The following is a 12,333-nucleotide window of genomic DNA, read 5'->3' on the forward strand; positions in this document are numbered from 1 at the left end:
GGAGCCGGCCGCGGCGGCGCCGCCGGGGCCCGTCGGCCTACGCGGTGCTGGCGGCGCTGGTCGCGCTGGCGGCCATCATGCTGATCCCCTTTACCGTGGTGGTCTTCAACGCGCTGAAGACGCCGGCGGAGTACACCGCCAACGGCCCGCTCGCCCCGCCGGAGGGGCTCCATCTCGACGGGATCAGCGACTTCTGGGAGCGCGTCGGCTTTGGCCACGTCCTCTTCAACAGCCTTCTCATCAGCGGCTCGGTGGCCGTGCTCGCGGTCCTGCTGTCGGTGATGAACGCCTACGCGCTGGGCATCGGCCGGATCAAGGGACGGATGTGGGTGCTGGTCCTCTTGCTGATGGCCAACACGCTGCCGCAAGAGTCGCTGGTCTACCCGCTGTACTACCTGGCCAACAAGCTCGGTCTTTACGACACCCGGATCAGCGTCGTCATCGTGTTCACCGTCATCCAGAGCGCGTTCGGCACGTACCTGCTGTCGTCGGTGATGTCGGCGTTCCCCCGGCCGCTGCTGGACGCGGCGCGGATAGACGGCGCCAGCCGGTGGCAGATCCTGTGGCGGGTGATCGTGCCGGTCGTGCGGCCCACGCTGGCAGTGATGCTCGTCTTCTTCTTCATCTGGACCTGGAACGAGTTCCTGATCCCCCTCGTCTTCCTCATCTCCAACGACAACCAGACGGTCTCGGTCGCGCTCGGCGTGCTGCAGGGGCAGCGGCTGATGGACGCCACCATGTCCAGCGCCGCCGCGCTGCTCGGCCTGCTGCCGACCATCGTCTTCTTCCTCATCTTCCAGCGCACGCTATCGCGCGGACTCACAGCAGGAGCGATCAAGGAATGAAGTTCAGCGACGGTTACTGGATGATGCGCAAGGGTGTGCACGCGGTCTACCCGATGGAGGTCCTCGACATCGACGCCGGGCCGGCGTCGTTCGTCGCGCACGCGCCCGTCCAGCGGATCCGGCACCGCGGCGACCTGCTCAAGGGACCGGTGGTGACCGTCACCTGCGCGTCCCCGATGCCGGACGTCATCGGTGTCACCATCACGCACTTCGCGGGCGAGCGGCCCCGCGGCCCGGCGTTCGAGCTGGCCACCGACCCGACCGGGGCGGTGACGTTGGACGAGGAGGCGGCCACGCTGACCTCCGGCGCGCTGTCGGTGCGGGTCGGGCGCGGCGAGGGGTGGAGGCTGGACTTCCTGGCCCGGGGCCGCCGCCTCACCGGCAGCGCGCAGAAGGCGACGGCGATCATCGACACCGACGACGGCCGCCACTACGTGCGCGAGCAGCTCGACCTCGGCGTGGACCACTTCGTGTACGGGCTCGGCGAGCGGTTCGGGCCGCTGGTCAAGAACGGCCAGGTCGTGGACATCTGGAACGCCGACGGCGGCACGTCCAGCGAGCAGGCGTACAAGAACGCGCCGTTCTTCCTCACCAACGCGGGCTACGGCGTGTTCGTCGACCATCCCGGGCGCGTGTCGTTCGAGGTGGCCTCCGAGGCGATGGCGCGGACGCAGTTCAGCGTCGAGGGCCAGTCGATGCGCTACTTCCTCATCTACGGGCCGACGCCGAGGGAGATCCTGCGCAAGTACACAGCGCTCACCGGGCGGCCCGCGAGGGTGCCGGGCTGGTCGTACGGGCTGTGGCTGTCCACCTCGTTCACCACCGATTACGACGAGGCGACCGTCACCTCGTTCATCGACGGGATGGCCGAGCGGGGCCTGCCGCTCAGCGTGTTCCACTTCGACTGCTTCTGGATGCGCGAGTTCCGGTGGTGCGATTTCGAGTGGGATCCGCGCGTGTTCCCCGACCCGCCCGGGATGCTGCGCCGGCTCAGGGGGCGCGGCCTGCGCATCTGCGTCTGGATCAACCCCTACATCGGGCAGCGCTCGCCGCTGTTCGAGGAGGGCAGGGCGCGCGGCTACCTGCTGCGGCGCCCGAGCGGCGACGTGTGGCAGTGGGACCTGTGGCAGCCGGGCCTGGCCGTGGTCGACTTCACCAACCCCGAGGCCCGCGCGTGGTACGCCGCCAAGCTCGACGCGCTGCTCGACATGGGCGTGGACTGCTTCAAGACCGACTTCGGCGAGCGCATCCCCACCGACGTCGTCTACCACGACGGGTCCGACCCGGAGCGCGCGCACAACTACTACGCTCATCTCTACAACCAGACGGTGTTCGAGCTCTTGCGCAAGCGGCGCGGCGAGGGCGAGGCGATCGTGTTCGCCCGCTCGGCCACGGCGGGCGGGCAGCAGTTCCCGGTGCACTGGGGCGGCGACTGCGAGTCGACGTTCGAGGGCATGGGGGAGAGCCTGCGGGGCGGCCTGTCGCTGGGCATGTCGGGATTCGGCTTCTGGAGCCACGACATCGGCGGATTCGAGGGCACCCCCGACCCGGCGCTGTTCAAACGATGGATCGCGTTCGGGCTGCTATCGTCGCACAGCCGGCTGCACGGAAGCCGCTCCTACCGGGTGCCATGGCTGTTCGACGAGGAGTCCGTGGAGGTCCTGCGGCGCTTCAGCCGGCTGAAGATGCGGCTGATGCCCTACCTGGCCGGGGCCGCGCGGCAGGCGTACGGCGAGGGCCTGCCGATGATGCGCGCGATGGTCGTCGAGTTCCCGGACGACCCGGCCTGCACGCATCTCGAGCGGCAGTACATGCTGGGCGACGACCTGCTCGTGGCGCCTGTCTTCTCCGCCGACGGGGAGCTCTCCTACTATGTGCCGCGCGGCGTCTGGACGCACTACCTCACCGGGGAGCGCGTCGAGGGCGGCCGCTGGGTGCGCGAGCGCCACGGGTTCGACAGCGTGCCGCTGCTCGTCCGGCCGGGGGCAGTGATCCCCGAGGGCGCGGTGGAGGACCGTCCCGATTACGACCACGCGGAGGGTGTAACGCTGCGCGTGTACGAGCCGGCGGACGGCGCCCGCGTCACCACCGTGATCCCGGGCGCGGACGGGGACGCGGTCACGACGTTCACCACGTCCCGGGACGGCCCGGTGGTGCGGGTGGAGGCCGCGGGCGCCCCGGGTGCCTGGAACGTTCTCCTCGTCAACCGCCGCGTCGCGGCCGTTGAAGGCGGGGAGAGCGCGGAGCACGCGCGGGGAGCGCTGGTCAGGGCGACCGGCGGCGAGCTGGTCATCACGCTGGAAGAGAAGGGCTCAACCACGGCGCCCGGTCCCAAAGGAGACGACCGATGAAGAGATTTCGCTCAATCGTTGCTTCCGTTCCGTTCGTCCTCGCGCTTTCGTTTCACCCCTCGGACTCGCGCGCGAGTGACATGCTGCCGTTCCAGGATCCCGGTCTGGGGATCGAGATCCGCGTCCGCGACCTCCTCGGCCGGCTCACGCTCGACGAGAAGATCTCGCTCCTGCATCAGTTTCAGCCTGCCATTCCGCGGCTCGGCATTCCGGACTTCAAGGCCGGCACCGAGGGGCTGCACGGAGTGGCCTGGTCCACCGATCGCGACAACGGCGGCGCCGTCGTGACGGCTACCGGCACGGTGTTCCCGCAGGCGATCGGCCTGGCGACGACCTGGAACACGGATCTCATCCGGCAGGTCGGCGAGGCTGTCGGAGCCGAAGTTCGCGGCCATCACGCGCTCGCCCCTCGCGTCTGGGGTCTGCAGGTGTGGGCGCCCGTGGTCAACCTCCTGCGCGACCCCCGCTGGGGGCGCAACGAGGAGGGCTATTCCGAGGACCCGCTCCTCTCCGGCGCGATCGCCACCGCATACGGGCGCGGCCTCGAAGGGGATGACCCGCTCTACCTGAAGACCGCGCCGGTCATCAAGCACTATCTCGCCAACAACAACGAGATTCATCGTGACACCACGTCGTCGAACCTGCGCCCCCGCGTGAAGCACGAGTATGACGAGCTGGCCTTCAAGATACCCATCGCCGCCGACGCCGTGACCGGCGTCATGACATCTTACAACCTGGTCAACGGCAGGCCGTGCACCGTCAACCCGGATGTCGGCGAGGTCGTGCGGAGCTGGACGGAGAAGACGCTCTACAACGTGTCCGACGCCTGGGCCCCCAACAACTTGAGCGCCTCGCAGAACTACTTCGCCACGAGCGAGGAGGCCTTCGCGGCCACGCTCCTGGCCGGAGTGGACAGCTTCACCGTCGACGACGCCAACAGCGCGCGCACCATCGAGATTCTCCACTCGGCGCTCGCGCAAGGGCTTCTCACCGAGGAGGACATCGACGCCTCCGTCGAGCACGTCCTTTCCGTCCGCCTCCGGCTCGGCGATTTCGACCCGGACGGGGGTCCCTACGCCGGCATCGGGCCCGAGGTCATCGACAGCCCGGAGCACCGCCAGCTGGCCCGCCGGGCCGCCGACGAGGCCATGGTGCTGCTCGCGAACAGGCGTCGCCTCCTGCCGCTGAACCCGTCGGCCACGCGGCGGATCGCGGTCGTCGGGCCTCTCTCGGACACGCTCTACACGGACTGGTACTCCGGGGCGCTGCCGTACCGGGTCACGCCCCTGGACGGCATCCGCGAGCGGCTCAGCGGCGCCACTGTCCTCTCCAGCGAGGGCGTGGACCGGATCGTGCTGCGCGACGTCGCGAGCGGCCGCTACGTGACCGCCGGCGCGGACGAGGACGGGGACATCCTGCGCGTCGGCGCGGCCAGCGCGGGTCCCACCGAGGAGTTCGACGTGTTCGACTGGGGGCAGGGCATCGTCACGTTGCGCAGCGCGGCCAACGGCAAGGTGGTCGACCGCTTCAACTTCGGCCCCAACTTCGCGAACAGCGCCGCCCAGCCGTACGGCTGGTTCGTCCAGCAGCAGTTCGTCCTCGAGCCGCAGAGCGACGGCACGCACGTCATCCGCTACGCCGGATACGAGAAGGCATTCGACTGGGCCGGCCCCGAGGTCTACCTGACGATCGCCGGGGACGGCGCGCTCGCCCTGACCGCGACCGAGGCGGCCAACGCGGCTCACTTCGCGGTCGACGTGGTCCGGAGCGGCGTCGACGAGGCCGTGCGCGCGGCGACAGGCGCCGACGCCGCCGTGGTCGTCGTTGGCAGTATGCCGTTCATCAACGGGCGGGAGGATCACGACCGCACGTCGATGGCCCTGGCCGACCGGCAGTCCGCCCTGGTACGGGCGGTGCTCGCCGCCAATCCGCGCACCATCCTCGTGATGGAGACCAGCTATCCGATGACCATCCCGTGGGAGAAGCTCCACGTCCCCGCCATCCTGTGGACCACCCATGCGGGCCAGGAAACCGGCAATGCCATCTCCGACGTCCTTTTCGGCGACCACAACCCTGCCGGGCGACTGACCCAGACCTGGTACCGCTCGGCGGACGACCTGCCGGACGTCCTCGAGTACGACATCATCAAGGCCCGGCGGACCTATCTCTACTTCGACGGTGATCCGCTCTATCCGTTCGGGTACGGGCTGTCGTATTCGACCTTCGGGTACGACAACCTCCAGCTGAGCGCCTCGTCGGTCCAGGCCGGCGACCCGATCTCGGTGCGCGTCGACGTCACGAACACGAGCCTGCGGGCCGGCGACGAGGTCGTTCAGCTCTACAGCCGCCAGCCATCGTCGCGCGATCCGCAGCCCGCCAAGCAGCTGCGGGCGTTTCGGCGGATCCATCTCGCGCCGGGCGAGAAGCGGACGGTCGAGCTCGCTTTCGCCGCCTCCGACCTCGCCCACTGGGACGTGACCCGGAGCCGCTGGGTCCTCGAGGCGGCTGGCGTCGAGCTGATGGTCGGCTCCTCCTCGGCCGAAATCCGCCGGAGCGCGGTCGTGCGCGTGCGCGGCGAGCGCATCCCGGCGCGCGACCTTGCCCGCGAGACGCGAGCGCTCGACTTCGACGACTACGCCGGCATCGAGCTGGTCGACGAGAGCAAGGAGTGGGGCGATGCCGTGGGCGCCACCGCGGGCGACTGGCTCCGCTTCTCCGATGTGGAGCTGGGCAGCGGTGCCAGCCACTTCAGCGGCGGGTTCGCCCGCGCCGAGGCGGGCGACGCGCTCGTCGAGATCCGGCTCGACGATCCGGTCCGCGGCAAGGTGGTTGGGACCGCCGTCGTGCCGAGCACGGGCGACGTGTACGCCTACGCCACCGCGACCGCCGAGCTCGGCGGCGCTTACGGGCGACACGACGTCTACCTCGTCTTCCGTGGAGCCGCCCGCCTGTCGACGTTCGCGATCGACTGAGGGGCCCTTCGACGTAGGTCTCCGCATACCCGTCTCCGTGCCGGTTGATCCCGGCGCACTGGAGGGTGGGTGGGCTCACGTCACGCCCGGGTCATTCCCGACGGGTGGCGGGCTCTTCGGTGGGCGGGAGGGGCGTGGCGGCGCGGGGGCGCGGCGCCACGGCCGCGCTCAGTACATCAGGTTGCCCTGGCCGAGCACGAAGGTGATGTTCTGACCGAACTGGGCCCGGGCGGTCGTCACGCGCGCGGTCGCGTTCACGATGCGGTTGCGGCGCTCGACCGCCGAGCTCGCCGCGAGGCCCTGGGCGATCTCGGCGCGCGCGAGGTCGAGCTGCTGCGCCGCAGCGGGATACAGCGTCATCGGAGCCATCACCTCGATGGCGTCGTCGATCTCGACGCGGGCGAGCTCCATCAGCTTCTGCTGCACGTCGGCGCGCGTGTTCGCGAACTGGTCGACGAGCACCCGCGCGGCGTCCAGCCGTTGCTTCGCGATGTCGGCGTTGAAGGCGGCGTTCAGCGCGCGCAGGAAGCGAGCGATGGCGAGCGCGTCGAGCGGCACGAGGTTGAGCGGCGTCCCGAAGCGCTGCTCGAGCTCCTGGGCGGCGGGAGAGAAGAGGAAGGGCGTCGAGGCGTAGAACGTGACGGCGTCGGTGAGGCCCGGAGCCGCCTTGTCGTTGATCTGCAGGTTGTTGTGGAAGAAGGGCGGCGTGTCCGCGGCCTCGATGAGGGGCGGCGGGTTGAAGGTGCCGTTGCCGAACGAGTTGGGGAAGCCGATGCCCGTGGCGTCGAAGTTGGGCGCCGGCAGGTCTCGCCCGCCGAAGCCGCCGTCCGCGAGGAACTCGCCCCCGAAGCTGCCCCCGTTGAGCGGCGACCCCTTGGTGCGCGTGCCGGTGTCGAAGTTGCGGTTGTTGCCGGTGTCCTGGAAGTTCGCGCCGGCGTTGTGGTGGCACAAATTGCAGCGGCCGCGGTCCGGGTCCATGAACGCTTGCCGGCCGTCCTCCGCCTCCGCGTCGAACAGGCGAACGCTCGCCAGATCGAGCTCGTTCAGCCGGCCCAGGCTGAGCTGGAAGGCCAGGGTCACGTCCTCTTCTTCCGGTGTCGGCAACCGGAAATCGACGCCCGGCTCGCGGGCGAGGCGCTTTGGAAAGTGCTGGGTGATCGCGTCCTTGAGGAAGCCGCGCAGCGTGCCGTCGCTCGAGCCGTCCCCGCCCCAGCCGGTCCGCTCCGTGGGGGGATTGGTGGTGCCGTCCCCCGAATCCGCCCGGATGCTGGTGCTGAGCGAGAGGACGTGGTTCACCCCGCGCGAGACGAACCGGTGCGTCGGATCGGCGAAGCCGTCCACGTTCTCGAGGATGGCCGCGTCGTCCAGCAGATCCGAGGTCTCGAGCTCGGCGAGCTCCGGCACCTGCCGGAACACGAAGAGCGGGTCATCGGGGTTGGTCTGGTCGAGGGCCTGGATGAACGGCACGTCGAGCGTCGTGTTGTTGGCCACGGGGTGGCAGGTGCCGCAGGTGCGGCCGTTGCCCTCGAACGTCTCGTGGAAGAACACACCCGCGCCCGCGCAGATGTCCTGCGAGACGAGCCCGGCGACCACGCGCGGATCCTGCGCGCACTCAGCGAGCCGATCCGCCAGGGCGAGCGATTGCGAAGCTTCACCGAGGGGCTCCGGAATCTCGTCCTCTGCCTGCGAGCACCCCCCGGCGAACAGCGCCATTCCGACGCCGCACGCGAGCAGCAGCCCCATCTTCGAGCGTCCCATCGAGCTTTCTCCGTTGCAAGCGCAGCGCCCGGCCGTGGCGCGCGGCCACGAGCAGGAAAGCGGCGCGTTTCATCCACTCTTCAGCTGTGGTCGCGGAGCCATCCGAGCCGCCCGGCGCGTGAGGCCGCGCCCTGGGGACGTCAGGCGGTGCCAGGAGCGACCTCAGACGAGCGATGATGTAGCTGAACAAAAACGATGTTCAACGTTCGGCGCGGCCCAGAGCTCCATTTTTAAAGATTCTTTACAAACAGGCCCCGGAGGAGTCGACACCCTGGCGCGAACGGTGGGCGTCTCGCGCGCCACGCTCGCCCGGCGGTTCCTCGAGGCCACGGGCGCGCCGCCCATGGCGTACCGGGCGACGCTGCGCGCCGAGCACGGCTGAATCACCGCGCAGGAACGTCGATCGGCGCGTGACGTGGATCGAAATGAGCGGACGTCTCGTTCGCCTGGGAATCGCCAACCCCTCGACGAGAGGGTTCTTCTCCGTCACGGAGCCAGGGACGTCAGGGGCATCGAGCTGCGGTGTATTCGCCGTTGGCGTCGATGTCCTGGGTATCGGTGCCGCTCAGCCGGACCACGACCTCCGCGGCGCCGATGCTCACGATCTCCATCGTGCCGGACCTCAAATCGCCGGAGCCCGACCAGCAGCCGCCGTCGCCCCTGTCGGGGCGGGTCACAGTGTAGAACGAGTACAACACCTCCGGCGCGCTCAGATCAACGATGCCGGGCACCTGCAGCGCAGGGGGAATGGCGATACCCAGCGCCCAGTTGTCGCAGCCGTCGTACCAGGTTGGATCCGCGCAGGAGCTCACCGGGACGCCGAAGATGATGAAGAGATCGTTCGGAGAAGTGCCCGGCCCGCCGGCCGAGCCACTGCTCTCGGGCTCTCCGGGGAACTCATTCCTGAGGAGCGCGATCGCGCCGGCCGTCGCCGGCCCGGAGCCGCTCCCGGTCGAGGCGGGACCGCCGGCGCCCACCGACGAGGCGCCCCCGGTGCTGGAGTCGCCGCCACTCCCGACCGACGAGCCGCCCCCGGTGCTGGAGTTGCCGCCATTCCCGACCGACGAGCCGCCCCCGGTGCTGGAGTTGCCGCCGGCGCCGCCGCTGCCGATCCCATGGGCGTCATCACCGGGCCCGGTCTCTTGACCGCCGCCGTCGTCGCTGTCATCGCCGACCTCCACCAAGGCGGTGCATCCGGCGCCGAAGGTCTGGAGCATCATCAGCCCAACGAACAATGGAATGGATGTGTTCACGAGGCGTCTCATTCGTATCTCCCCGGGCCTGTCAGCGCAGCCCGTTGTCACTCCATGAATGACGCCGTTCGTCTGTTTTTATGATCTCCTGATCGATCTTCGTTCGGGTACGACGGCGGGCCTGAACGAGGCGGTCGCCCTGGATCCCCGTGCCATGGAGGAAGCCGCCTTTGCCGCGAGCAGAGCGGTCGTTACAACCGGCGTCCGGTGTGGCAACGCCGTGAGCCGGGGACCTCGAGAGATCCACCGAGCAGCGCCCTGGCCTCGCCGGGGCGACGGCAGCCCGCGGCCTGCTGTCACCGCGGCGCGCCTCTCAGCTCCGGAACGAGGATCTCGAGCCTGCGGCGGTAGGCGGAGCTCGGGTGCGCCGCGACGAAGCGGTTCGCGCGCGCGAGCGCCTCGCCGCCGCGGCCGAGCGCCTTCAGGGCGCCGACCGCGATCACCTCGCGCTCCTGGGCGAGCGCGCCGCCCGGGAAGCGCGCGAGGTGGGCGTCGGCGAGCGCGAGCGCCTCCGCAGGGCGCGCCCCGACGCACGCCTCGGCGCCGGCGAGCCGCACCCAGCTCAGCGACGCGGTCTGCTCGCCGGACGACGCGCGCGCGGGGCGCGCCGCAGCGACGAGCGCCGGCGCGGCGAGCGCCGCAGCGACGAGCCCGAGGCGCGCTGCGCGGGGCGCGGTCACGGGCCCGGCGAGGCCGCGATCCCGACGCCGGTGGGCTCGGCGACCTCGGTGACGCGGCCGGTGGGCCAGAGGGCGCCGGTCGCCTCGCCCGCGGCGTGCTGCGCCCGCGTCCGGCGCCCGAGCGCGGCTTCGCGAGGATAGCCCGCGCAAAGCCATTCCGACCTGTCAAGAATTTCCCGCCAACGACCGGCAGTCGACATAACGTTCAAAGGACGATCCACTGATCCGCCTGCAAAAATCAACAGACCCAACGAGCTCACTCGGCTGTGGTGGTTCGTCTACACCACGCTCGAGCCTCCAGCGACCCCGCCGCGGCGATCCTCACCGGACGGTGAATTTTGGCAAGCGCTGTCGCATCTAGGGTGGGAAGCGACGAACTCTGGACCGTGCAGCTCGACGGGCGCAGCGCGGCCCGGCGGGTCTCCGGGCAGATCGGATGTGCTCCCTGCCCCGTGCGCTCCGGTGCGAGCGCCCCGAAATCGAGGAGGAACGATGCGCCTTCCCGGCAAAATCGGCTTTTTGCCATTCCTTACGCCTGGCTTGTTGTTCGGCTTCGCGCTGCTGCCCGATGCGGCGCACGCGGCCACCACCGCGATCACGTACACCATCGCCCACGCCGACTGCGGCGCGGACACCAGCTTCGCGCTGTACATGAACGGCACGCTGCTCGACACCGTGCCAAGCTCGAACGACTGCGGGTGCAACGTCGCGCCGCTCCGGGTGAGCATCACCGATCCGGCGTTGCTCGAGCTCTACAACCCCATGAGCTGTAACGACTTCCGGGTCGCGGCGGTCGGTGATTATTTCGTTGCGTGGGGCTACGTGCGCATCGACGTCGCGTCGGACGAGGGGGCGGCGTCAGCGTGTCTGTTCGACGCCAACCTGTCCCGCCCCAGCGTGCGCTGCGCCGATCGGGATATCTGCCGAGGCTACGCGCTCAATACCCCCTCCGTGGGGAGCCTGGACGGGGATGGCGACGGCGTCACGGCGGGTGCGGGCTCGGGGTGCGACAACTGCTTTGACACCTACAACCCGGACCAGAACGACGCCGACGGCGACGGGTTCGGCGACGCTTGCGACCGCTGCGTGGGCCCGGGGTCGTACGACATCGACCGCGATAGCTTCTGCGACGACGGGGCGGACACCTGCCCCTACGACTACAACCCGGACCAGAGCGACGCCGACGGCGACGGGTTCGGCGACGCTTGCGACCGCTGCGACGGATCAGGGTCGTACGACGCGGACGGCAGTGGGCTCTGCGACGCCTGCTACGCGTCCGCGGACTCCGACGCGGACAACGACGGGATCTGCGACTCGGTGGACAACTGCTACTACTACAACCCGGACCAGTTCGACTTCGACGTTGACGGCGTGGGCGACGCTTGCGACTACTGCGACCGAGGAGGGGGGGCCGACCCCGACGCAGATGGGCTCTGCGAATTGGCGGACAACTGCCCCTACTACGGCCACCCGGACCAGAGCGACATCGACGGCGACGGCATAGGCGACGCCTGCGACAACTGCGCGGGCACGCCGAACTCCGGCCAGGAAGACAGCGACGGTGACGGGCTCGGCGACGCCTGCGACGAGTGTGCAGGCCCAGAATCGGACTCCTTCGACTGGGATGGGCTCTGCGGAGTGGCGGACAACTGCGACTACCACTACAACCCCGACCAGAGCGACGCCGATGGCGACGGCGTAGGCGACGCCTGCGACAACTGCGCGGCCACGCCGAACCCCGGCCAGGAAGACGGCGACCGTGACGGCGTGGGCGACGCCTGCGACGTCTGCTCCGGGTCCGCGAACTCCGACGGGGACACCGACGGGATCTGCGACTCGACGGACAACTGCGTGGGCTACCATAACCCCGGCCAGACCGACAGCGACGGTGACGGCGCCGGCGACGCGTGCGACCCCTGCGTGACGATCCAGCGGGGCACCTTCGGCCAGGTGGCGGACACGGCGATCTGGGCGCTGTACCCGAGCTACAACGAGGGCAGCTCTCCCTATGTCCACACGGGCCTGAGCAGCGGCGCGGAGAAGAACGCGCTGTACCGCTTCGAGCTCGACTCCATCCCGTACGGGGCCACCGTCGAGTCGGCCACGTTCAGCACCGCGCTCTACAGCTCCGGCACGGGCGAGATCCGGGTGCACCGCATCAACGCCTCCTGGGCGGAGTCCACGGTGACCTGGAGCAGCTTCGCCGGCAGCTTCGAGCCGGCCGTCGAGGCGACGTTCCTCGGGGCCTCGTCCGGCGTCGCGACCGTCGACCTGACCGCGCTCGTCCAGGCGTGGGTCGACGGCGTGCACCCGAACCACGGTTTCCTCCTGGAAGAGGAGCTGACGGCGCTCACCAGCTACCGTTCGAGCGAGCACGGCATTCTCACCGACCGCCCCTCGCTCGAGGTGTGCTTCCACTGACCGTCTCCTGACCCCGGCCGCTTCCGCCGCGTCGCGGATCCGCCGGTTGAATG

At 69.7% G+C, this 12,333-nt stretch carries 7 protein-coding genes; 4 read left to right on the forward strand and 3 right to left on the reverse strand.

Features of this window, described 5'->3' with window-relative positions; all coding sequences use genetic code 11:
* Positions 1-77: 77 nt before the first annotated feature.
* From WMF45_RS36425 to WMF45_RS36435, 3 genes are read left to right on the forward strand one after another with little or no spacing between them, the layout of a single operon-like run.
* On the forward strand, positions 78-845 hold the full coding sequence (locus tag WMF45_RS36425) for a carbohydrate ABC transporter permease (RefSeq protein WP_437719615.1): 768 nt from the start codon (positions 78-80) through the stop codon (positions 843-845).
* Positions 842-3,196 (forward strand): alpha-xylosidase, encoded by a 2,355-nt coding sequence (gene yicI, locus WMF45_RS36430; protein ID WP_437710231.1) that lies wholly within the window; start codon positions 842-844, stop codon positions 3,194-3,196. The genes WMF45_RS36425 and yicI overlap by 4 nt, the downstream gene beginning before the upstream one ends.
* Positions 3,193-6,168, forward strand: coding sequence for a glycoside hydrolase family 3 C-terminal domain-containing protein (locus tag WMF45_RS36435; RefSeq protein ID WP_437710233.1), 2,976 nt, complete (start codon positions 3,193-3,195; stop codon positions 6,166-6,168). Before yicI ends, WMF45_RS36435 begins: the two co-directional genes overlap by 4 nt.
* A gap of 168 nt (positions 6,169-6,336) precedes the next feature.
* Here WMF45_RS36435 and WMF45_RS36440 read toward each other — a convergent pair whose 3' ends face one another.
* From WMF45_RS36440 to WMF45_RS36450, 3 genes are all read right to left on the reverse strand, one after another.
* Positions 6,337-7,926: a hypothetical protein gene (locus WMF45_RS36440; RefSeq protein ID WP_437710235.1), complete on the reverse strand. Its 1,590-nt coding sequence runs from the start codon at positions 7,924-7,926 to the stop codon at positions 6,337-6,339.
* Between the two features lie 503 nt (positions 7,927-8,429).
* Positions 8,430-9,179 (reverse strand): hypothetical protein, encoded by a 750-nt coding sequence (locus WMF45_RS36445; protein WP_437710237.1) that lies wholly within the window; start codon positions 9,177-9,179, stop codon positions 8,430-8,432.
* Positions 9,180-9,475: 296 nt separating this feature from the next.
* Positions 9,476-9,859 (reverse strand): hypothetical protein, encoded by a 384-nt coding sequence (locus tag WMF45_RS36450; protein ID WP_437710239.1) that lies wholly within the window; start codon positions 9,857-9,859, stop codon positions 9,476-9,478.
* A 492-nt stretch (positions 9,860-10,351) separates the two neighbouring features.
* On the opposite strand from WMF45_RS36450, the gene WMF45_RS36455 reads away from it, so the two are divergent.
* On the forward strand, positions 10,352-12,280 hold the full coding sequence (locus WMF45_RS36455) for a thrombospondin type 3 repeat-containing protein (RefSeq protein ID WP_437710241.1): 1,929 nt from the start codon (positions 10,352-10,354) through the stop codon (positions 12,278-12,280).
* Positions 12,281-12,333 lie beyond the last annotated feature (53 nt).

It is taken from the genome of Sorangium sp. So ce448, from assembly GCF_051520915.1.
GTDB lineage: Bacteria > Myxococcota_A > Polyangia > Polyangiales > Polyangiaceae > Sorangium > Sorangium cellulosum_B.